The 20,641-nt window shown below is 71.7% G+C and carries 20 protein-coding genes; 11 read left to right on the top strand and 9 right to left on the bottom strand.

The features are described 5' to 3' along the window. Window positions 1-96: 96 nt before the first annotated feature. Window positions 97-1,509 (top strand): hypothetical protein, encoded by a 1,413-nt coding sequence (locus QM779_RS08870; protein WP_428534313.1) that lies wholly within the window; start codon window positions 97-99, stop codon window positions 1,507-1,509. A gap of 119 nt (window positions 1,510-1,628) precedes the next feature. On the opposite strand, the gene QM779_RS08875 is transcribed toward QM779_RS08870, so the two are convergent. Then, window positions 1,629-2,963: a PhoH family protein gene (locus tag QM779_RS08875; protein ID WP_428534315.1), complete on the bottom strand. Its 1,335-nt coding sequence runs from the start codon at window positions 2,961-2,963 to the stop codon at window positions 1,629-1,631. Window positions 2,964-3,411: 448 nt separating this feature from the next. On the opposite strand from QM779_RS08875, the gene QM779_RS08880 reads away from it, so the two are divergent. After that, the gene (locus tag QM779_RS08880) at window positions 3,412-5,718 is read left to right on the top strand and encodes a TIM-barrel domain-containing protein (RefSeq protein WP_428534317.1); all 2,307 of its coding nucleotides are present in this window, start codon (window positions 3,412-3,414) and stop codon (window positions 5,716-5,718) included. Between the two features lie 38 nt (window positions 5,719-5,756). On the opposite strand, the gene uppS is transcribed toward QM779_RS08880, so the two are convergent. Beyond that, window positions 5,757-6,560 carry a polyprenyl diphosphate synthase gene (uppS, locus tag QM779_RS08885; RefSeq protein ID WP_428534319.1) on the bottom strand — a complete coding sequence of 268 codons (804 nt, stop codon included), beginning with the start codon at window positions 6,558-6,560 and terminating at the stop codon, window positions 5,757-5,759. Between the two features lie 168 nt (window positions 6,561-6,728). Here uppS and trhA point away from each other — a divergent pair, with 168 nt between their 5' ends. After that, on the top strand, window positions 6,729-7,382 hold the full coding sequence (gene trhA, locus QM779_RS08890) for a PAQR family membrane homeostasis protein TrhA (protein WP_428534321.1): 654 nt from the start codon (window positions 6,729-6,731) through the stop codon (window positions 7,380-7,382). Between the two features lie 71 nt (window positions 7,383-7,453). After that, window positions 7,454-8,041 (top strand): dCTP deaminase, encoded by a 588-nt coding sequence (gene dcd, locus QM779_RS08895; RefSeq protein ID WP_428534323.1) that lies wholly within the window; start codon window positions 7,454-7,456, stop codon window positions 8,039-8,041. 209 nt (window positions 8,042-8,250) lie between these two features. On the opposite strand, the gene QM779_RS08900 is transcribed toward dcd, so the two are convergent. From QM779_RS08900 to mca, 3 genes are all read right to left on the bottom strand, one after another. Then, window positions 8,251-10,263, bottom strand: coding sequence for a thioredoxin domain-containing protein (locus QM779_RS08900; RefSeq protein WP_428534325.1), 2,013 nt, complete (start codon window positions 10,261-10,263; stop codon window positions 8,251-8,253). Window positions 10,264-10,327: 64 nt separating this feature from the next. Continuing rightward, window positions 10,328-10,492, bottom strand: coding sequence for a hypothetical protein (locus QM779_RS08905; protein WP_428534327.1), 165 nt, complete (start codon window positions 10,490-10,492; stop codon window positions 10,328-10,330). A 68-nt stretch (window positions 10,493-10,560) separates the two neighbouring features. Then, entirely contained in the window at window positions 10,561-11,436 is an 876-nt protein-coding gene (gene mca, locus QM779_RS08910) for a mycothiol conjugate amidase Mca (protein ID WP_428534329.1), read from the bottom strand. A gap of 59 nt (window positions 11,437-11,495) precedes the next feature. On the opposite strand from mca, the gene QM779_RS08915 reads away from it, so the two are divergent. From QM779_RS08915 to poxB, 3 genes are all read left to right on the top strand, one after another. Next, window positions 11,496-11,894 (top strand): DUF4307 domain-containing protein, encoded by a 399-nt coding sequence (locus tag QM779_RS08915; protein WP_428534331.1) that lies wholly within the window; start codon window positions 11,496-11,498, stop codon window positions 11,892-11,894. Window positions 11,895-11,920: 26 nt separating this feature from the next. After that, window positions 11,921-12,424 (top strand): transcription elongation factor GreA, encoded by a 504-nt coding sequence (gene greA / locus QM779_RS08920; RefSeq protein ID WP_428534333.1) that lies wholly within the window; start codon window positions 11,921-11,923, stop codon window positions 12,422-12,424. Window positions 12,425-12,559: 135 nt separating this feature from the next. Beyond that, window positions 12,560-14,281 (top strand): ubiquinone-dependent pyruvate dehydrogenase, encoded by a 1,722-nt coding sequence (gene poxB, locus QM779_RS08925; protein ID WP_428534335.1) that lies wholly within the window; start codon window positions 12,560-12,562, stop codon window positions 14,279-14,281. Window positions 14,282-14,378: 97 nt separating this feature from the next. Here poxB and QM779_RS08930 read toward each other — a convergent pair whose 3' ends face one another. The 3 genes from QM779_RS08930 to QM779_RS08940 all read right to left on the bottom strand — a co-directional run bounded on the left by QM779_RS08930 (window position 14,379) and on the right by QM779_RS08940 (window position 16,890). Next, entirely contained in the window at window positions 14,379-14,753 is a 375-nt protein-coding gene (locus tag QM779_RS08930; RefSeq protein WP_428534337.1) for a DUF2089 domain-containing protein, read from the bottom strand. Window positions 14,754-14,853: 100 nt separating this feature from the next. Then, window positions 14,854-15,741, bottom strand: a complete 888-nt coding sequence (locus QM779_RS08935) for a hypothetical protein (protein WP_428534339.1) — start codon at window positions 15,739-15,741, stop codon at window positions 14,854-14,856. Between the two features lie 45 nt (window positions 15,742-15,786). Beyond that, window positions 15,787-16,890 carry an AI-2E family transporter gene (locus QM779_RS08940; protein ID WP_428534341.1) on the bottom strand — a complete coding sequence of 368 codons (1,104 nt, stop codon included), beginning with the start codon at window positions 16,888-16,890 and terminating at the stop codon, window positions 15,787-15,789. A gap of 258 nt (window positions 16,891-17,148) precedes the next feature. Between QM779_RS08940 and QM779_RS08945 the strand changes: the two genes are divergently transcribed. From QM779_RS08945 to QM779_RS08960, 4 genes are all read left to right on the top strand, one after another. Beyond that, window positions 17,149-17,832, top strand: coding sequence for a uracil-DNA glycosylase (locus QM779_RS08945; protein WP_428534343.1), 684 nt, complete (start codon window positions 17,149-17,151; stop codon window positions 17,830-17,832). 72 nt (window positions 17,833-17,904) lie between these two features. Further along, window positions 17,905-18,513, top strand: coding sequence for a peptide-methionine (S)-S-oxide reductase MsrA (msrA, locus tag QM779_RS08950; protein ID WP_428538372.1), 609 nt, complete (start codon window positions 17,905-17,907; stop codon window positions 18,511-18,513). A gap of 81 nt (window positions 18,514-18,594) precedes the next feature. Continuing rightward, the gene (locus QM779_RS08955; protein WP_428534345.1) at window positions 18,595-19,620 is read left to right on the top strand and encodes a LacI family DNA-binding transcriptional regulator; all 1,026 of its coding nucleotides are present in this window, start codon (window positions 18,595-18,597) and stop codon (window positions 19,618-19,620) included. Between the two features lie 54 nt (window positions 19,621-19,674). Further along, window positions 19,675-19,956 (top strand): DUF2277 domain-containing protein, encoded by a 282-nt coding sequence (locus QM779_RS08960; protein ID WP_428534347.1) that lies wholly within the window; start codon window positions 19,675-19,677, stop codon window positions 19,954-19,956. A 129-nt stretch (window positions 19,957-20,085) separates the two neighbouring features. On the opposite strand, the gene QM779_RS08965 is transcribed toward QM779_RS08960, so the two are convergent. Continuing rightward, window positions 20,086-20,499 (bottom strand): SRPBCC family protein, encoded by a 414-nt coding sequence (locus QM779_RS08965; RefSeq protein ID WP_428534349.1) that lies wholly within the window; start codon window positions 20,497-20,499, stop codon window positions 20,086-20,088. Window positions 20,500-20,641: the final 142 nt, after the last annotated feature.

Here is a 20,641-nt window from a genome sequence, read left to right on the forward strand (position 1 = left end):
CCGCGACCTAAGTCATCGAGGTCGCGGCGCCCTGACAGTCCACGCACAGACGGCGCTCGCGAGTTCCACAAGTCACGGCGCTACCGTCCGGGGGAGATGTCCGAACCGCCGCCCCGCCGCAGACCGCTGCGGCTGAGCTGGCAGCTGGCGGCGATGGTCGCCACCACGGTCCTCGCCGCGTGGCTGAGCTACGCACTGCGCTCGCCCTGTTTCGGCAGCTACAGCAAGGCGCTCAGCTTCTCCGCGGCCCACGGCTGCGACAGCGACCTGCAGGTGATGTGGTTCCAGCGCGGGCTGAGGGACCATGTCCTGCCCTACCTCAACCTGCTGCCGGGCACGACCTCCTCCCCGGCGACGATCGAGTACCCCGTCCTGACCGGGCTGCTGATGTGGGTCCTCAGCCTTCCCGCGACCACCTTCGCGGGGTTCGTCGCGATCACGGCCGTGGTGATGGGGGCACTGGCGGTCGTGCTCACCGTCGTGGCGTACCGGTTCGCCGGGCCGCGGGCCTGGGTGTGGGCCCTCTCGCCAGCCCTCGTCCTCTACCTGACCTACAACTTCGACCTGCCGCCGGTCCTGTGCATGGTCGGGGCGCTCGCCCTGGTGATCGGCCGGGACCCGCGGACGGTGTCGCGTCCGCGCTACCTGGGTGCGGCGCTGCTGCTCGCGCTGGGCGGAGCGCTGAAGCTGTTCCCCCTCGTCCTCGGCCCCGCCCTCGTGGCCTGGCTGGTGATCGGACGCCCCGGCGCCCGGCAGACGCCGCTGCGACGGCGGCTCCGGCGCGGCGCCGAGGCGGCGGGGGCGGCGCTGGCGCTGCTCGTGGCCGTGAACCTTCCGGTCGCCCTCGCCAACCCGCAGGGTTGGTGGGCACCGCTGGCCTACCAGGCGTCCCGCACGATCACCCAGGACACCATGTCGATCTGGTACTTCCTGGCGACCTGGGTCCCGATCCCGCAGCGGACGCTGATGACGCTGGCGAGCGTCGCGACCGCCGTCGGCCTGGTCGCCGTCCTCGCGGTCGGTGGACGGATCTCGCGACGGCTCGGCGAGTTCCCGCTGCTGGGCTCCTCGGTGGCGCTGATGGCCGCGTACGTGCTCCTGAACAAGGTCTTCTCACCCCAGTACATGCTCTGGATCCTGCCGCTGCTCGTGCTGGCCGGCTTCCGCGCGTGGGCCACCGTGAGCCTGGTCGTCGTGGACGTCGTCCTGTACTGGAGCTGGCACTTCCTGGTCCTCGCCGCGGCGACCTGGAACATGACGGCGTACACGCCGTGGCGCCTTCTCAACGAAGCGGCGATCGGCACCCGCGGCTGGCTCGTCGCGACCTGCGGGGTCGTCGCGCTGCTCGCCGGCGCCCGCTCGCGCTTCCCCGTGACGCTGTTCCTGCACGAGACGTCCCTGCTGTTCGACGCCACACGGCCGCGTCGGGCGCCGCGGACCGCGCCGGAACTCGGCCCCGCGCGCAGCTCGACCGTCACCGAGGGTCAGCGGGAACTCGTGGACGCCTGACGCCTCCACCCCGCCTGTCATCGCGGCGAGAACCGGGATCTCCGGTGTCCGTCAGCCCGCCTCGTCCGCGAAATCCCCGGTCAGGCCCGGGAGGACCAACCCACCCACGCGACGCCGGCTCAGATGCCGACGTCCTCCAGCATCTCGGTCACCAGCGCCGCGATCGGCGAGCGCTCGGACCGGGTGAGCGTGACGTGGGCGAACAGCGGGTGCCCCTTGAGCCGCTCGACCACCGCGACCACCCCGTCGTGCCGGCCGACCCGCAGGTTGTCGCGCTGCGCGACGTCGTGGGTGAGCACGACCCGGGAGTTCTGCCCGATCCGGCTGAGCACCGTGAGCAGGACGTTGCGTTCGAGGGACTGCGCCTCGTCCACGATCACGAAGGCGTCGTGCAGCGAGCGGCCGCGGATGTGGGTGAGCGGCAGCACCTCGAGCAGGTCCTGGGCGATCACCTCGTCCACGACGTTCTTGCTCGCGACCGAGCCGAGAGTGTCGAACACCGCCTGGCCCCACGGCGACATCTTCTCGGTCTCGCTGCCGGGCAGGTAGCCGAGCTCCTGCCCACCCACCGCGTACAACGGACGGAACACGATCACCTTCGAGTGCAGCCGACGCTCCAGCACGGCCTCCAGCCCCGCGCACAGCGCGAGCGCCGACTTGCCGGTGCCGGCGCGCCCGCCGAGGGAGACGATGCCGACCTCGGGGTCGAGCAGGAGGTCGAGGGCGACCCGCTGCTCCGCGGAGCGTCCGCGGATCCCGAAGGCCTCCCGCTCCAGCACCCTGCGCACCGAGCCGTCGGCGACGATCCGGCCGAGCGCAGAGGAGCCGGTGCCGTGCAGGACGACGCCGGTGTGGACGGGCAGGTCGATCGCCTCGGGCACGACGGCCGAGCCGTCGGCGTACAGCCGCTCGATGGTGGCCGCGGGAACGTCGATCTCGGCCATGCCGGTCCAGCCGGAGTCGGGGGTGAGCTCGTGGCGGTACTCCTCGGCGGCCAGACCGACGGCGGACGCCTTGACGCGCATCGGCAGGTCCTTGCTGACCAGCACGACGTCGTGGCCCTCGGCGCGGTAGTTCAGCGCGACGGCGAGGATCCGGGAGTCGTTGTCGCCCAGCCGGAAGCCCGGCGGCAGCACCTCGGGATCGGTGTGGTTGAGCTCGACCCGCAGGGTGCCCTCCACCTCGTTGACGGGGACGGGGGCATCGAGGCGGCCGTAGCGGACGCGGAGGTCGTCGAGGTAGCGCAGCGCCGTCCGGGCGAAGTAGCCGAGCTCGGGATGGTGGCGTTTGGCCTCCAGCTCGGTGATCACGACCACCGGCACGACGACGCCGTGTTCGGCGAAATTGCGCAGGGCGTTCGGGTCACTGAGCAGCACGGAGGTGTCGATGACGTAGGTCTTCAGCGCCAGCGCGGACTCACGGGTACCGGTGAAGGCGGTCCTGGTCGACGGCATATCGATCCTTGTCCGAGCCGGATCGCCACCCGTCCGGCTCTACCGAAGTGGTCAGCCGAAGGGCAGGGGCCCGGGCGCGGGCCCGCGGGTCACGCTCTCTCGAGCAGGACGGCGCATGCGATGCCTCTCGTCGGACGGATGGGCACCCGTCCGTGGTCCGAGAGTAGGCGCGGCCCCGGGGCGCACACCCCCGACACGCCGTCCGCGGGGTGGGAGTTCACGCAGCTGTCACACGTCGTTCCCGGACGCCCGCGGCACGAAGGAACCGTCCCCCCGATCCCGGCACGAGGGGACGGTTCTTTCGTACCCGGCACGAAGGAACCGTCCCCTCGTACCCGGCACGATGGGGACGGTTCCTGGCGGTTCACGGACGGGCAGTCCCGCTCGCGGCGCGGTTCGGACGCTGTGGCAGGGCCCCGTTCACGACGGCCCACCTAGACTCGCGCCCATGGCCGACCTTCCCGAGTACCTGAGGATCGAGACCTCCCCGGTGGCGCCGGACGCCAACCAGGTCGTCGGAGACCACTACCGGATCACCGTCCTGACCCCGCGCATGCTGCGCCTGGAGTATTCGCCCACGGGGCGGTTCGAGGACCGCGCCACCCCCTTCGCGCTGCACCGCGACCTCGGCCCGGTCGACTTCCGGGTGACGAGGGACGCCGCGGGCCTGCACCTGTTCACCGGCGCGCTGGTCGTGGACTACGACGAGGGCCCGTTCTCGGCGTCCGGACTGCTCGTCCGCCAGGCCGGCGGGCTCGGCTACCACAGCGACTGGCGCTACGGCGTCCGCTTCCGTCCGGACAAGTGGCAGCAGGGCAACCTCGGCGGCACCGCGCGGACGCTGGACGGGGTGGACGGCGCGCTCCCGCTCGAGGACGGTCTGGTCTCCACCACCGGTTACGCCGTCCTGGAGGACACCACGCTTCCGCTGGTCGACGGCTGGGTGGCGCCCCGGATCGAGGGCAACACCGACCTGTACTACTTCGGTTACGGCAAGGACGCCCCGGGCGCCGTCCGCGACTTCTACCGGCTGACCGGGCCGCAGCCGCTGCTGCCCCGCTGGGCGCTGGGCAACTGGTGGAGCCGCTACTACGCCTACTCCGCGTCCGAGTACCAGGAGCTGGTCGAGCGGTTCGAGGCAGAGCAGCTGCCGTTCAGCGTCGCGGTCGTGGACATGGACTGGCACTGGGTCGACGTGGACCCGCGGTTCGGCCACGGCTGGACCGGGTTCTCCTGGAACACCGACCTGTTCCCGGACCCGCCCGCGTTCCTGGCCTGGCTGCACTCCCACGGGCTGCGGACGTCGCTGAACCTGCACCCCGCCGATGGCGTCCGCGCCTACGAGGACCGGTACGCCGCCCTGGCGGGGCGACTCGGCGTGGACGCGGACGCCGGCGACCCCGTCAACTTCGACATCGCCAGTCCCGAGTTCCTCGTGGCGTACTTCGATGAAGTACTCCACCCGCTGGAGGACGAGGGCGTCGACTTCTGGTGGCTGGACTGGCAGCAGGGCTCCTACACCGCCGTCCCCGGCCTGGACCCGCTGTGGATGCTCAACCACTTCCACTTCCTCGACTCGGCGAGGGACGGGAAGCGTCCGCTCACCTTCTCCCGCTACGCCGGCCCGGGCTCGCACCGCTACCCGGTCGGGTTCTCCGGTGACACGATCGCGACGTGGCCGAGCCTGGACTTCCAGCCATACTTCACCGCGACCGCTGCGAACATCGGCTACGGCTGGTGGAGCCACGACATCGGCGGCCACTGCTTCGGCTACCGGGACGACGAGATGGTGGCCCGCTGGTTCCAGCTCGGCGCGTTCTCGCCGATCAACCGGCTGCACTCCACCGACGACCTGTTCGCGGGCAAGGAGCCGTGGAAGTACTCCGCGGACGCGCGCGCGGCGATGGGGGACGCCCTGCGGCTGCGGCACCGGATGGTCCCCTACCTCTACACGATGGCCGAGCGGGCGCACCTGCTCGGCGAGCCGCTGGTGCGTCCGCTGTACTGGCTGGACCCGCGTCCCGAGGCTCTGGCCGCGCGGACGTCCTTCGCGTTCGGCAGCGAGCTGCTGGTGGCGCCGATCACCACCCCCGCCAACGGCGAGACCCGGCTCGGCCGGGTCAGCACGTGGCTGCCGGCCGGGGAGTGGGTCGACTTCTTCACCGGCGTCCGATACACGGGAGGACGTGTCGTCGACCTGCACCGTCCGCTGTCCGGCTACCCCGTGCTGGCGCGGGCGGGCGGGATCGTCCCGCTGACCTGGCCCGACGACCACGGCACCGGCAACCCCGCGGCCATCGAACTGCACGTCTTCACCGGTGCGGACGGGGACTTCACCCTCTACGAGGACGATGACGCGGCCGACCCGCGGGCCGTGACCACCCGGTTCCGCTGGTCACAGGCCGAGCGGACGCTGACGATCGAGCCGGCGGAAGGCGCGCTCGACCTGTTGCCCGCAGAGCGGCGCTACCGCGTGCTGGTGCACGGCCTGGACGCCCAGCCGGTGGAGGTTGACGTGGCCACCGCGACCGGCACCACCGTCGTCGTCGACGGCGAGCCCACGAAGAACCGGGTCGAGTCGCTCATCTTCACGCTGCTGTCGGCCGCCCAGATCGAGTACGAGGTGAAGGGCAAGATCTGGCACGCCATCGAGCACGAGACCACCCCGGCCCGCCGCGTCGCCGCCCTCCAGTCGCTCGACCTCGCGCCCGCGCTCGCGTCCGCCCTGCTCGAACTGCTCCTCGCCGACGCCTGACCCACCCTGCCTGCCGCCGGGTCGTCGGTGCGACCGGGTCAGCGGCCGTAGCGGCGCTCGCGCTGCGCGTACGAGCGCAGTGCGCGGATGAAGTCGACCTTCCGGAAGTCGGGCCACAGCGCTTCGCAGAAGTAGTACTCGGAGTGGGCGGACTGCCAGATCAGGAAGCCCGACATGCGCTGCTCTCCTGAGGTCCGGATGATCAGGTCCGGGTCGGGCTGGCCGGCCGTGTAGAGGTGCTCGGCGATGTGGTCGATCTCCAGCGTCCCGGCGAGTTCGTCGAGCGTCGTCCCCTTCTCGGCCTCGCTGGCCAGCAGTGAGCGGACGGCGTCTCGCAACTCGTGGCGTCCCCCGTACGCGATGGCCACGTTCACGTGGATCCCCTCGTGCACGCCGGACGCAGCCTGGGCGTCCGACAGGTGCGCGGCCATCCCGGGCGGCAACAGGCTCACGTCGCCGACGACCTGGACGTTGTAGGTGTGCGCGAGGTCGGCCACCAGCCGCTCGATCACCTGCAGCAGCGGACCGACCTCGTCCGGGCCGGAGCGGGTGAGGTTCTCCGTCGACAGCACCCACAGGGTGACGACGCCGATGCCGAGGTCCGCGCACCAGTCCACGAACTCGCGCAGCTTGTCCGCGCCGGCCTGGTAGCCGACGACCAGTGGCCCGTCCGGGGCGTTGGCCCGGGCCCAGCGGCGGTTGCCGTCCGCCAGCACCGCGACGTGGCGCGGCAGCGCCGACCGGTCGAGCTGGGCGAGCACCTGGGTCTCGTAGGCCGAGTACAGGAAGCCGAGTGGCTGCAGGCGGTTCACTGCTTCGCGAATCCGCAGCCCGAGCGACATGGCTGCCAGCCTAGCGTCGCGCACCGGGCAGGACGCGGCGGTGGGCGGTCGGGCCGCGAAGAACGCCGGCCTGCTCGGTCCGCGGACACGCGACCCTCGGGCTTGCAAGTGGCGTCACCACAACCTACGCTGGCGTAAGTTACTTCACCGTAGGTTATGGAGTCCCCGATGACCGCACCACTCGCCCCGGCACTGCCGAAGCCCCGCCTGCGCGGCTGGCTGCACCTCGGCATGACGCCGCTCGTGCTGGTCGGCGGCATCCTGCTGGTCGTCTTCTCGCCCACCCTGGCCACCAAGGTGGGCAGCGCGGTCTGGCTCGGTGGCTCGCTGCTGCTGTTCGGCACCAGCGCGACCTACCACCTCGGCGGCTGGCGCCCGAGCGTGAAGGCCGCCCTTCGCCGCTGGGACCACGCGAACATCTTCGTGTTCATCGCCGCCACCTACACCCCCATCGCCCTCGCCCTGCTCACGCCGGCCAGCGCGACCGTGCTGCTCACGCTGATCTGGTCGGTGGCCGTCGTCGGCGTACTGGTCCGGGTGTTCTGGCAGAACGCCCCACGCTGGATCGACGTCGCCTGCTACCTGCTGCTCGGCTGGGCCGGGATCGGCTGGATGCCGGCGTTCTGGACGTCCGGCGGCCCGGCGGTGGTGATCCTGATCCTGCTCGGCGGCCTCGTCTACACCCTCGGCGCGGTGGTCTACGGACGCCGCCGTCCCGACCCGTCCCCGACCTGGTTCGGCTTCCATGAGGTCTTCCACGCCTGCACGATCGCCGCGGCCGCCTGCCACTTCGCCGCGATCGCGGTGGCCATCTTCGGCTGAGCGGCGTCCGTTCGCTGCGTCCGCGTCGGGACACGGTGCCCGGGCGGCCAGAGGTGCGTATTCTCGGGGCCGTGCTGCTCTCCGACCGTGACATCCGTGCCGAACTGGCAGCGGGACGCGTGGTGCTCGAACCGTACGACGAGGCGATGGTCCAGCCGTCCAGCGTCGACGTCCGGATCGACCGGCTGTTCCGGCTGTTCGACAACCACAAGTACGCGGTGATCGACCCCGCGGAGGAGCAGCCCGACCTCACCCACCTCGTCGAGGTCGCCGCGGACGAGCCGTTCGTCCTGCACCCGGGCGAGTTCGTGCTGGCCAGCACCTACGAGGTCGTCACGCTGCCGGACGACATCGCGGCCCGGCTGGAGGGCAAGTCGTCGCTGGGACGCCTCGGCCTGCTCACCCACTCCACCGCCGGCTTCGTCGACCCGGGGTTCTCCGGCCACGTCACCCTGGAGCTGTCGAACGTCGCCACCCTGCCGATCAAGCTGTGGCCCGGCATGAAGATCGGGCAGCTGTGCTTCTTCCGGCTGTCGTCGCCGGCCGAACACCCCTACGGGTCCAGCGCGTACGGCTCCCGGTACCTCGGCCAGCGCGGCCCCACCGCCAGCCGCTCGTACCTGAACTTCCACCGCACCCGGATCCCGGACGCCGACTGAAGCGTCCGCCGTCGCTCTCTGCCGCGCTCCTCCCCGTCCCGCGTCCCCGGTGGCGTCCTCACAAACGCTCCCGAAACTCGCAGACGCTCCCGAAATTTCGGTGGCTTCTGCGAGTTTCGGGAGCGTTTGCGCGGGGGGTCCGTGGGTGGCCGTCGCAAGCGGATGTCCAAGGCGGACGCCCGGGGTGGACGGTGGTGGGTGGCGCCGCGTCAGACGCGGCTCCACAGCGCGGTGCGGAGCTCGGCCAGGTCGGACGTGGGCGCGAAGCAGGTCGTCCCGCGGCACACGTAGACGTCCGGCTCGGAGCGGTCGTCGAAGTGGTGGGCAAAGCCCGGCGTCCCCCCCGGACCGGTGAGGACGGCCGTGCCGATCGGGGCCATCCGCCAGGTCGCCCTGGCCCGCTCCCCCATCGGGTCGTCGTCCACGACCACCGCGACCGCCGGACGCAGCCCGGTCCGCGCCTCGTCGGCGACCAGGGCGTCCACGAGCGCCGAGCCGGCGAACCGTGGCGCCTGCTCGAGGATGCCCACCAGGGTGGCCGCCGCCGCGTTCGCCCGCGCCTCGAGGTCCGGACGCTCGGCGAGCAGCGCCACCAGCCGCAGCGCCGCGATGAGCGCGCTCGTGCCGGACGGGGTCGGGTTGTCGCTGACGTCCCTGGCCCGCGCCCACAGCTGCTCGGCGTCGGCGGCCGCGTCGAAGAAGCCGCCGTCGTCCGCGCCGAAGAGCTCCAGCGCCTGGTCGAGGAGGAGCTCTGCGCGGCGCAGCCACTCCGCGTCCCCTCGCGCGGCCGCCAGCCGCGCGAAGCCCAGCGCGACCGCGCCGTAGTCCTCGGCGAAACCGGCCACCGCGGACGCGGCGCCACCCAGCGAGGAGCGGTGCAGCCGGCCGTCCCAGTGGTCGCGCCACACGCACTCCGCCGCGCCGAGCGCGAGGTCGAGCCAGCCCGGTTCGCCGAACACCTCCGCCGCCCACACCAGCGCGTCGATCGCCCAGCCGTTCCACGCCGCGACCACCTTGTCGTCGCGGGCCGGAGCGAACCGGTGCTGCCGCTCGGCCAGCAGCCGATCGGAGACAGACGCGAGCCGCGTCGCGTCCGGGTTGCCGCGCAGCTGCAATGTGGAGAGTCCGTGCTCGAAGGTGCCCGACGTCGTCACGTGGAAGACCTCGGCCGCCCACGCGCCGTCCTCCTCGCCGAGCGCGTCGGCCAGCAGCTCGGGGGTCCAGCAGTAGTAGATGCCCTCGTGCTGCCGGCCGTGCGCGTCCAGGCTGTCGGCGTCCAGGGACGCGGCGAAGCCCCCCTCCGGCACCCGCAGCTCGCGCTCCAGCCAGCCCACGATGCCCCGCGCCGCGCGCTCGAACTGCGCGCGCAGCAGCGGGTCGTGGTCGGGGACGCGCCGCCAGCCGCGGGTGTAGGCGCCGAGCAGCAGCGCGTTGTCGTAGAGCATCTTCTCGAAGTGCGGCACCACCCACCCGGCGTCGACGCTGTACCGGGCGAAGCCGCCGCCGACCTGGTCGTGGATGCCGCCGCGCGCCATCGCGTCCAGCGTGCGCTGGGCGACGTCAAGGGAGCCCGGCTCCCCCTTCACCAGCAACGCGTCCACCAGCAGCGGGGCCGGGAACTTGGGGGCCGTCCCGAAACCTCCGTGGATCGGGTCGAACTCGCGGCTCACCTCGTCCAGCACCGCCCACACGTCGAGCCGGTCGCCCTCCGCAGCGGGCGGGGCGAACGCGTCGGCCAGGTGCGAGGTGATCGCGGACGCGCTCGCGTCCGCCTCGTCGCGGCGCTCCCTCCACGCGGCGTCGATCGCCTCCAGCACCTGGGTGAACGACGGCATGCCGCCGCTCGGCACGGGCGGGTAGTAGGTGCCGGCGAAGAACGGACGCCCGTCCGGGGTGAGGAAGACCGTGTTCGGCCAGCCGCCGGAGCCGGTCAGCGCCTGGGTCGCCTTCATGTAGAGCGCGTCGATGTCGGGACGCTCCTCGCGGTCGACCTTGATCGCGACGAAGTTCGGGTTCACGATCGCCGCGACCGCCGCGTCCGAGAACGACTCGTGCGCCATCACGTGGCACCAGTGGCAGGCCGCGTACCCCACCGACAGCAGGATCGGGCGCTGGGACGCCTGCGCCTCTGCGAGCGCCTCCGGCCCCCACTCCCACCAGTCGATGGGGTTGTCGGCGTGCATCCGCAGGTACGGGGACATGGCCTCGGCAAGGCGATTCACGCCCGTCAGCATAGGTCAGCCGCGGCGGCCGCCCGACCGGGGCGGGGGCAGCGGGACGCGGACGTCAGTCGAGCGGAGAGACGGGCGAGGTGGGCGCCTGCTCGTCGTCGAAGTCGATCCGGTTGATGTTGCGGTGCATGCTCCAGTACAGGAAGGCCAGCAGCAGGACCAGCACGCCGACCATCGCGAGCGGCAGCCAGTCGGGCGTCACCAGCATCAGTTGCACCATGCGCCAAGGCTAGCGTCCACCGGCGTGCACCGTTGTGCACCGAACTCGGTCAACAACGGTGCACGCTGTCAGATCGAGTAGTCGTCCGGCTCGTCACGGACGCCGGCGAACAGGTCGTCCTCGGGCAGTTTCGCCGGGACGGTGGAGCGCACCAGCTGGTAGTCCTCGGTCGGCCAGCCGGCCTTCTGGATCTCCAGCGGCACCGCGAACCAGCGTCCGTCCGGGTCGATCTGGGTGGCGTGCGCGAGCAGCGCGGCGTTGCGGACCTCGAAGTAGTCCGCGCACGGCACGAAGGTGGTCAGCCGCGACAGCCGGTCGGTGTCCTCCGACCACTGGGCGAGCCACTCCGCGTAGGGGCGGCCGAGGCCCGCCTCGTGCATGGCGGCGTCGAAGGCGGCGTACCGGCCGCGGTGCAGCGTCATGTCGTAGTAGACCTTCGGGACCTGCCAGGGCTCGCCGTGCTCGGGCCACGCGTCCGGGTCCGCGGCGGCCTCGACGGCGGCCATCGAGACCCGGTGGCACTGGATGTGGTCGGGGTGCGGGTAGCCGCCGCTCTCGTCGTACGTGGTGAGCACCTGGGGACGCAGCTCGCGGATCACCTTCACCAGTGGCCCGGCGGCGACCGCGGGGTCGAGCCGCGCGAACGCGTCCGGGGGGAGCTCCTCGCCCTCGTCGGGCATGCCGGAGTCGACGAACCCCAGCCAGACCTGCCGGATGCCGAGGATCCCCGCCGCCTTCTCCATCTCGGCCTTGCGGAGGGCGGGCAGGTTCTTCCAGTTCTCCGGGGTGTCCATCTTGGGGTTGAGGATCGAGCCGCGCTCCCCGCCGGTACAGGTCGCCACGACGACGTCGACGCCCTGCGCGACGTAGTAGGCGGTGGTGGCCGCGCCCTTGCTCGACTCGTCGTCGGGGTGCGCGTGGACGTGCAGCAGCCGCAGGCTCATGCACACATTCTGCGGAACGAGGGGCCACCTTCCCAACCCGGGCAGGGAGAATGGACGGCGTGACCGACACCGAAGCCGCTGCCCGCCTCGCCCGCCGGTACCCCGCGCCCCGCCGGCGCTGGTGGATCCTGGTGGCGATCGTGCTGTCGGTGGTGGGCCTGGCCTGGCTGGTGGTCTCCGGTGGGCACTGGGCGACCCAGGTTCCGACGGCGCGGGTGGATGCGTTCGACGTCCGGTCCGACACCCTCATCCATGTGACGGTGACGGTGGACCGTCCCGACCCGAACAGGGGTGCCGAGTGCGCCCTGTCCGCGCAGGCCGTGACCTACGACACGGTGGGCGAGCTCACGGTCAGCGTCCCGCCGGGCGGGACGGGACTCACCCAGCTCGAGGTCGACCTGAAGACGTTCAAGCGGGCGACGACCGCCGTGGTCGACTCGTGTCAGTGGACCGGCTGATCGGCCCATCGGATAGCCTGCACCGCATGACTGACTCGACCACGTGGCTGACCCAGGAGGCCTTCGACAGGCTGACCGCGGAACTGCAGTACCTCAAGACCGAGGGACGCACGACGGTCACAGCCAAGATCGCGCAGGCCCGCGAGGAGGGCGACCTCAGCGAGAACGGCGGCTACCACGCCGCCCGTGAGGAGCAGGGCCAGCAGGAGGCCCGCATCCGCCAGCTCGCCGCCATGCTGGAGAACGCGCAGGTGGGCGAGGCACCGTCCGCCGACTCCGACGAGGTCGTGCCCGGGGCGTCCGTGACGATCTACTACGACGACGACCCGGACGACACCGACACGTTCCTGCTGGGCTCGCGCGAGCTCGTCGGGGTGGACGACTCGGTCGACATCGAGGTGTTCAGCCCGCAGTCCCCGCTGGGCGCAGCGATCCTCGGCCGCCGGGTCGGCGAGACCGTCACCTACACCGCACCGACCGGCAAGCCCATCGAGGTCACAATCGTCGAGGTGCAGCCCTTCCAGGCCTGAGCCTTCGACCTACCGGGCGGTCCCGGGACGGCTGCCCTCCTCCCCCGGCCGGGCCCGCGGAACGGGATGCAACGCGCGGGGGCCCGAACCGGGGTATAGCGGAGACCAGGACACCGGCATGGAGGAGGAACCGTCTTGACCACGGTCGCCCAGAACATCGTCGACACCCTGGCGGCATCCGGCGTGAAGCGGATGTACGGCATCCCGGGAGACTCGTTGAACGGGCTCACCGACGCCCTGCGCGAGTCCGGGATCGGCTGGTTCCACGTCCGGCACGAGGAGGCGGCGGCGTTCGCCGCGTCCGCGGAGGCCGCGCTGACCGGCAAGCTCGCGGTCTGCGTCGGCAGCTGCGGACCCGGCAACCTGCACCTGATCAACGGCCTGTTCGACGCGCAGCGCACGCGCGTCCCGGTGCTGGCCATCGCCGCCCACATCCCCACCTCCGAGATCGGTAGCGGCTACTTCCAGGAGACCCACCCGCAGGAACTGTTCCGTGAGTGCGCGGTGTACGTGGAGTACGCGGCCTCCCCCGTCCAGATGCCGCGGATCCTCCGCACGGCGATGCAGGCGGCGATCGAGCGCCGGGGCGTCGCGGTCGTCGTGATCCCCGGGGACGTGGCCCTGGCCGACGCCGTCGACACCACCGTGACGCCCGTGACCGGGACGAACCCCGTCGTGCGTCCCTCGGACGCCGAACTCGCCCGCGCCGCCGAGCTGCTGGACGAGGGCCGCCGCGTCACGATCCTGGCCGGTGCCGGTTGCGAGGACGCCCACGAGCCGCTGATGGCGCTGGCCGACCGGCTCGCCGCCCCGATTGTCCACACGCTGCGCAGCAAGCAGTGGGTGGAGCCGGACAACCCCTACGACGTCGGCATGACCGGGCTGCTCGGGTTCGCGTCCGGCTATCGCGCGCTCGAACGCTGCGACACCCTGCTGATGCTCGGCACCGACTTCCCCTACCGTCCGTTCCTGCCCACCAGCGCGACCATCGTCCAGGTCGACCTGCGCGGGGAGCACCTCGGCCGCAGGGTGCCCCTCGACCTCGGCCTGGTCGGGGACGCCGGCGCGACGGCGAGCGCGCTGCTCCCGCTGCTCAAGCACCGCAGGGACCGCCGCCACCTCGAGGAGTCCCTCGCCCACTACGCGACCACCCGGACGAAGCTGGACGAGCTGGCCACGCCCCGCGCGGCCGGGGAGCCCCTGCACCCGCAGTACGTGGCGCGCATGATCGACGAGCTGGCCGCCGACGACGCCGTGTTCATCCCCGACGTCGGCTCGCCGGTGATCTGGGCCGCCCGGTACCTGAAGATGAACGGACGCCGCCGGCTGCTCGGCTCCTTCATCCACGGCTCGATGGCGAACGCGCTGCCCCAGGCGGTGGGAGCTGCCGCGGCCCTGCCCGGACGCCAGGTCGTCGCGCTGTCCGGGGACGGCGGGGTGGAGATGCTGCTGGGCGAGTTGCTGACCCTCACCCAGAACCGCCTGCCGGTGAAGCTGGTGGTTTTCAACAACTCCTCCCTGAACTTCGTCGAACTGGAGATGAAGGCCGCCGGCTTCGTCAACTTCGCCACAGACCTGCACAACCCCGACCTCGCCGCGATCGCGGAGGCGACCGGGGTGAAGGGGTTCCGGGTGGAGAACTCCGAGGAGCTTCGGCCCACCCTGGCCGCGGCGTTCGCGCACGACGGCCCCGCCCTGGTGGACGTGGTCACCGAGAGGGAGGAGCTGACCTTGCCGCCGAGCATCAAGCTCGACCAGGCGAAGGGGTTCGCGCTGTACGCGATGCGGACCCTGTTGTCCGGACGCGGCGACGAGTTGCTGGACCTGACGAAGGCCAACCTCCGCCAGGTCTTCTGAACCGTCCACACAGACGCTCCCGAAACGCGCAGACGCTCCCGAGATTTCGGGAGCGTCTGCGGGTTTCGGGAGCGTTTGTGGGTGTGGGACGGACGCGTCAGGAGAGGCCGGCGAGGAGGTCGGCGGCCTCGGCCGGGGACAGGGCGCCGGACGCGACCTCGCTGAGCACCTGGTCGCGGGTCATCGTAGGGGCCGGTTCGACGTCGCCGGCCAGGCCGAGCTTCACCAGCAGCGCCGTGAAACGGGCCCGGGCGGTCGGGTAGGACACGCCGAGGTGCTTCTCCACCTCACGCAGGTTGCCGCGCGAGGCGAGGAAGACCCGCAGCAGCTCGGTCTCCTTGTCGTCGAGCGCGCAGAAGTCGCAGTGGCCGAACTCGCCGGCCAGTTCGGAGCCGCAGTTGTGGCAGCCGAGCCGGGTGGTGACCAGTTCGCCCCCGCAGACGGGGCACTCGGACGGCGCGCGGTAGCTCATCGCGGGGTCCCCGCCGAATCGCGCGGTGCGCAGCGGACGAGGCGACCGCCGGCTGTGTCCGAACCCGCGGCGGGTTGTCCGGGGAAGCGCAGCGACGTCCTCATGCCGCGCTCCCCGCGACGATGTTCGCCCAGCCCATGACGACGCCGACGTCCAGCCGGGCCGACCCGTTGCCGAGCACGACCTCGTCCACCTGGCCGCTGTGGGCGCCGCTCCAGCTGACCCTGCCGAGCTGGGACTCCCCGCGCACCGTGACGTTGGAGTTGTCGGTGAGCTCGACGGTCAGCTGCCCGGACTCGACCCGCACCCGCGAGCGTCCGGTCGTGATCGTTCCCTTCACGGTCGCCGAGCCGGCCTGCACGAGCGCGTCACTGACCTCGGCCACGCCGGTGAGCTCCGCGCCGCCCGCCGTGACCCGGACCTTGCCGAGGTACGGCAGGTCCGAACAGGTCAGGTGGCCGGCGGTCACCTCGACGTCCACGATGATCGAGGGGTTCACCCGCAGGTACAGCTCCTTGCCCAGGCCCATCGCCCGGATGTCGTCCAGGTTGCGCGGAGGACGCAGGATGCTGAACCCGTCCAGGCTCGGCCCGAGCTCGCCGTCGCTGGTCACCTCCAGCACCGAGCCGTTGCGGCGCAGCACGTGCGGGCCCTCCGCCGAGACGGTCGCGACCGCGGGGTCGCCCACGATTCGCACCCGGCGGCCCACGGCGCGGACGGTGATCCGGTCGACACCCTTGCTGCCGGTCGGGCGGCGACGCCCGGACGCGGGCGGCGCGTCCTCGGCGGGCTGGCCGAACACCTCGCGGGCGTAGGGCGAGTACTCGTGGCGGGACGGGTCCTCGCCCAGCTCCTCGTTGGTCGGCTCGGCCGGCGCCGGGTCCGGCGTCGCCGCCTTGATCGCGTCGATCCGGCGGGCCGCTTCGGACGCGTCGATCCGGCCGGCGGCGAGGTCTTCCAGGATCGGGCCCAGTTCTGGGGTGCTCATACCCTCAATGATAGTCACACTTGCCAGAAAGGAAAGGCGAGCTTTCTACTTTGACAACTCGGCGTGTGGAGTGTCGAACCGATCCGGGTCGAGCCCGCGGATGAAGGCCACGCTGAACGCAAGGACGGGGATCACCAGCAGCGCCCCGACGATGCCGGCGATCGTGGCGCCGATGGCCAGGCCGATCAGGACGGCCAGCGGGTGCAGGGACACCGCGCGGCCGAGCAGGATCGGCTGGAGGAAGTGGCCCTCCATCTCCATCACGAGGACGGTGATCGCCAGCATGATCAGCGCGCTGACCGGCCCGTAGGTGACGAGGGCGAGCGCGCACGCGACCGTCCCGGCCAGGACGGCACCGACGACGGGGATGAACGCAGTGACGAAGGTCAGCGCGAACAGCGCCCACGCCATCGGCAGCCCGAGCGCCAGGGCGCCGATCAGGATGCCGAGCGCGTCCACGAGCGCGACCAGCACCTGCGCCCTCATGTAGGCGACGAGGGACGCCCAGCCGCGGTCGGCCGCCCTGCGGGTGGGGACGACGTAGTGGGCGGGGACGATTCGGGTCAGCGCTGCCCAGATCTCGCGCCCGGACGCGAGGAAGAAGAAGCTCGCGATCAGGGCGATCGCGAGGCCGGCGAAGAAGTGCCCCACTCCGACGCCGGCGGACGCCAGGGCCGCGGCGAGGTCCGCGCGGGAGCTGTTCACCCACGCCGTGAACTGGTTGAGGTAGTCGTTGAGCTGGGTCTGGTCGATCTGGAGCGGGCCGCTGGCCAGCCAGTTCAGGAACGTGCTGAACCCCGCCAGCGCCTTGTCCCACAGCTGCGGCCACTCCTTCGCGATCTGCGTCCCGATCGCGGCGAACACGCCGACCACGACCAGCGCCATCGCCAGCAGGCAGCCGATGGACGCCAGCGGCGCCGGCCACTTCCAACGGCGCAGGACGCGGTTGAGCGGGGTCAGCAGGGCGGTCAGCAGCGTGGCGACGGCCAGCGGCACCGAGACGGCGGAGAAGTAGGTGAGCAGCCACCACGCGAGCGCGACGAAGCCGGCGATCACCAGCACTCGCCAGGCCCAGTCGGACGCGGTGACCACACCCTGGGGGACGCGGGAGCCCGGATTGCCCTGGCGCCGAGGTCGGGGAGTGAGCATGGGGGAACTGTAGCCAGCAACGCACGCCCCCAATCCCGGGGATCGCCCCGATCCGTCCCCGGGCCCGCACCTCGCCGAGCCCACGTCCCGCCCTGGGGCCACGTCCCACCCGTCCCACCCGTCCGGTTTGCTCCCGAAAGGCGGCCTTGCTCCCGGAATTCGGGGAGCAAGGCCGCCTTTCGGGAGCAAACGCCAGGGAAGGGACGCGCGCCGGCGGACGCCGACGACGCGATCAGCCCCGGCAGTAGGGTGGCGGCCGTGAGGAAGCCGCTGCCGGAACTGATCGCGCCCGACTGGGCAGAGGCGCTGGCACCGGTCGCGGACCGGATCACGGCGATGGGCGACTTCCTGCGGGCGGAGCTCGCCGCCGGTCGCGACTACCTGCCGGCAGGTCCGAACGTGCTGCGCGCCTTCTCCCGTCCCCTCGCCGACGTCAAGCTGCTGGTCGTCGGCCAGGACCCCTACCCCACCCGCGGGCACCCGGTCGGCCTGTCGTTCTCGGTCGCCCCGGACGTCCGCCCGCTCCCCCGCAGCCTGACCAACATCTACGCGGAACTCGAGGCCGACCTCGGCATTCCGCCCGCCACCTCCGGCGACCTGACGCCGTGGTTCGAGCAGGGCGTCCTGCTGCTCAACCGTGTGCTGACCGTGCGGCCCGGATCGCCTGGATCGCATCGCGGCAAGGGGTGGGAGGAGATCACCGAGTGCGCGATCGGCGCCCTCGCCGCCCGCGGCGGTCCGCTGGTTGCGATCCTGTGGGGACGCGACGCGCAGTCGCTGGCGCCACGGCTGGCCGGCGTCCCGCAGATCGCGTCCGCGCACCCGTCCCCCCTGTCCGCGCACTCCGGCTTCTTCGGCTCCCGCCCGTTCAGCAGGGCCGACCAGGCGCTCGTCGCCCAGGGCGGAGCGCCGGTCGACTGGCGCCTCGAGGCGGGCGCCTGATGCCGTCCGCCACGGAATGCCCGCCGCCGCTCCGGCGTTGAGGCGGACGTGTTCAGCTTCACGAAGTCCCGCATGGTGGCCCCCGATGCCGCCCTCCCCGGCCGCGACCGCCCGATCCTGACCCCGGGCAGCACGTTCCACGAGGTGCTCGGCACCCGCATCGACGACGTCCCCGCCGGCGCCGAGGTCGCCTACTTCGCGCTCGGCTGCTTCTGGGGCGCGGAGAAGCTCTTCTGGAACCAGCCCGGCGTGATCACGACGGCGGTCGGCTACCAGGGCGGCTACACGCCGAACCCCACCTACGAGGAGGTCTGCTCCGGACGCACCGGGCAGGCCGAGGCCGTGAAGGTGGTGTTCGACCCGACGAAGACCAGCTACGAGGCGCTGCTGAAGGTCTTCCTCGAGAACCACGACCCGACCCAGGGCATGCGCCAGGGCAACGACCACGGCACCCAGTACCGGTCGGCCCTCTACGTCACCGGCCCCGAACAGGACGCCGCCGCGCGTCGGGTGATCGCGGAGTACCAGCCGCGGCTGACCGCGTCCGGCTTCGGCACGATCACCACCGAGGTGGCCCAGGCGGGACCCTTCTTCTACGCGGAGCGCTACCACCAGCAGTACCTCGAGAAGAACCCGAACGGCTACTGCCCCGTGCACGCCACCGGCGTGGCCTGCGGCTGACCGCCGGTGCGCAGGTGAACCGATTGACCGCTCCCCGGTCGGTCGGTTTACTGGCAGCGGGTCCGGCGAGCGGTGGGAGTGATGAAGGACGAGCTGGTTAACCGGCCGACGATGGCCGATGTCGGCCGTGTGGCGGGCGTGTCCCCGACCACGGTCTCCCTCGTCCTGAACGGGCGCGACACCAAGATCAGCGATGCCACCAGGGAGCGGGTGCTGGCCGCCGTCCAGGACCTCGACTACCGGCCGAACCGCACCGCCCAGGGCCTGCGCCTCGGCACCACCAGCACGATCGGCTTCCTGACCGACGAGATCGCGATCGAGCCGTTCTCCGGGCCGATGATCGCCGGCATCCACGACCTCGCCTGGGAGCAGCGCTCCCTGCTCCTGATGGTGAACACGACCCGGAACCCCACCCGGCTCCGCGCCGCTGTCGAGGACCTGCTCGACCGCAGGGTCGACGGCCTGCTGTTCGCGGCGATGGGGACGCGCCAGGTCGACTTCCCGCTCGTTCCCGCGTCCACGCCGACCCTGCTGGTCAACGCGTTCACCCCGGACGGGCGGCTGCCCTGCATCCTCCCCGACGAGATCGCGGGCGGACGGGCGGCCGTCGAGCACGTGCTGGCGATGGGCCACCGCCGGATCACCTTCCTCGCCGGCCGCGACGCGGCGTGGGCGACGAGGATGCGCATCCGCGGCTACCGGGAGGGCCTGGAGGCGGCGGGCATCGACCCGCTGCGCTGCCCGGTCCACCTCGGCAACTACCGGATCGACAGCGGGTACGAGATCACCTTGCGGGTGATGCGCGAGCGCAAGCCACCGACCGCACTGCTGTTCGGCAACGACCAGATGGCCACCGGCGCCTACATCGCCCTCGCGCGGCTCGGCCTGAGGATCCCCGACGACGTCTCGGTGGTCGGCTACGACGACGAGCCGCTCGCCGCCGACCTCTCCCCCGCCCTGACCACCGTCCGGATCCCCTTCTACGAGATGGGACGGATCGCCGCGCAGCACCTGCTCGACGGGACCGTCGGCCACCTGCCGTCCCGCACGTACGAGCCGTGCACGATCATCCACCGGTCCTCGACCAACCCGCCGCCGGGCGAGTAGGCAGCACATTCGCCACCTTGGAGGCGTCCGTCGCAGCGCCTAGCCTCGGAAGGCATGTGCCGCAACATCCACACCCTCCACAACTTCGAGCCCGCCGCCACCAGCGACGAGGTGAACGCCGCCGCCCTCCAGTACGTCCGCAAGGTCGCGGGGACGACGCGTCCCTCGCGGGCCAACCAGGAGGCCTTCGACGAGGCCGTGCACGCGATCGCGCACGCCACCCAGCACCTGCTCGACCACCTGACCACCTCCGCCCCGCCCAGGAACCGCGAGGAGGAGGCCGCCAAGGCGCGAGCCAGGTCGGCGTCCCGCTACGCGGTCAGCGCGAGCGCCTGAGGCCGGAGGCACAGGACGCCACCGCGCTGCGCGTGGGTGCGCGAGAGGCGCGCCCGCCAGTCCGGTGGCGTCCGTCCGGACCGCCAGCCGGGACCGCCCGCATCGTTGTGGACGGCCCGACGAATCGGCTCAGTTCGCCGCTGCCGCCAGCTTCTCCAGGGCGCTCTCCCACTTGCGGGTGAGCGCTGCGGCGTCGAAGTAGGCGGGGATGTGTTCGTGCCGGATCTCGACCCGGGTCTGGCCGTCGTCGGCGGCGGACAGGTCGACCTCGACCAGCGTCTTCGGCGCCTCCTCGGCGGCGTGCCAGCTGAACCGGATCTGCTCCAGCGGGTGGAAGGACCGGACGACGCCGAACGTGCCGTCGGCCGCACGCCAGCTGTCGCCCTTGTCGCCGAGTTCACCACCGGCCCCGAGCAGGGCCTCGGCACCCTCACGGGTCGCCAGCAACTTCCAGATTTCCTTGACGGGTTGGGACACCGACCGGCTCACAGTCACGGTGGTGTCCACGGGGTTCACGAGCGTGTCGCCCTGCTGTTCGGTCATCCGATACCTCGTTCCACTCAGTGGTTCGACCCGGCCCTCCATTGGGTCGGTACCGACACCCTACTCGGGATACGGACCCACGGAAGGGGGTCCGCGAACCCACGGCGAACCCACGGCCGACGCACATTTCTCGGCCCTCCGC

The organism is Propionicimonas sp. (assembly GCF_049840635.1).
In the GTDB taxonomy this organism is placed as follows: domain Bacteria; phylum Actinomycetota; class Actinomycetes; order Propionibacteriales; family Propionibacteriaceae; genus Propionicimonas.

Excerpts from the sequence above, each read along its gene's own strand:
- QM779_RS08870 (WP_428534313.1), top strand. The coding sequence starts at position 97 with ATGTCCGAACCGCCGCCCCGCCGCAGACCGCTGCGGCTGAGCTGGCAG.
- QM779_RS08875 (WP_428534315.1), bottom strand. The coding sequence starts at position 2,963 with ATGCCGTCGACCAGGACCGCCTTCACCGGTACCCGTGAGTCCGCGCTG.
- QM779_RS08880 (WP_428534317.1), top strand. The coding sequence starts at position 3,412 with ATGGCCGACCTTCCCGAGTACCTGAGGATCGAGACCTCCCCGGTGGCG.
- uppS (WP_428534319.1), bottom strand. The coding sequence starts at position 6,560 with ATGTCGCTCGGGCTGCGGATTCGCGAAGCAGTGAACCGCCTGCAGCCA.
- trhA (WP_428534321.1), top strand. The coding sequence starts at position 6,729 with ATGACCGCACCACTCGCCCCGGCACTGCCGAAGCCCCGCCTGCGCGGC.
- QM779_RS08905 (WP_428534327.1), bottom strand. The coding sequence starts at position 10,492 with ATGGTGCAACTGATGCTGGTGACGCCCGACTGGCTGCCGCTCGCGATG.
- mca (WP_428534329.1), bottom strand. The coding sequence starts at position 11,436 with ATGAGCCTGCGGCTGCTGCACGTCCACGCGCACCCCGACGACGAGTCG.
- greA (WP_428534333.1), top strand. The coding sequence starts at position 11,921 with ATGACTGACTCGACCACGTGGCTGACCCAGGAGGCCTTCGACAGGCTG.
- QM779_RS08930 (WP_428534337.1), bottom strand. The coding sequence starts at position 14,753 with ATGAGCTACCGCGCGCCGTCCGAGTGCCCCGTCTGCGGGGGCGAACTG.
- QM779_RS08935 (WP_428534339.1), bottom strand. The coding sequence starts at position 15,741 with ATGAGCACCCCAGAACTGGGCCCGATCCTGGAAGACCTCGCCGCCGGC.
- QM779_RS08940 (WP_428534341.1), bottom strand. The coding sequence starts at position 16,890 with ATGCTCACTCCCCGACCTCGGCGCCAGGGCAATCCGGGCTCCCGCGTC.
- msrA (WP_428538372.1), top strand. The coding sequence starts at position 17,905 with ATGGTGGCCCCCGATGCCGCCCTCCCCGGCCGCGACCGCCCGATCCTG.
- QM779_RS08955 (WP_428534345.1), top strand. The coding sequence starts at position 18,595 with ATGAAGGACGAGCTGGTTAACCGGCCGACGATGGCCGATGTCGGCCGT.
- QM779_RS08960 (WP_428534347.1), top strand. The coding sequence starts at position 19,675 with ATGTGCCGCAACATCCACACCCTCCACAACTTCGAGCCCGCCGCCACC.
- QM779_RS08965 (WP_428534349.1), bottom strand. The coding sequence starts at position 20,499 with ATGACCGAACAGCAGGGCGACACGCTCGTGAACCCCGTGGACACCACC.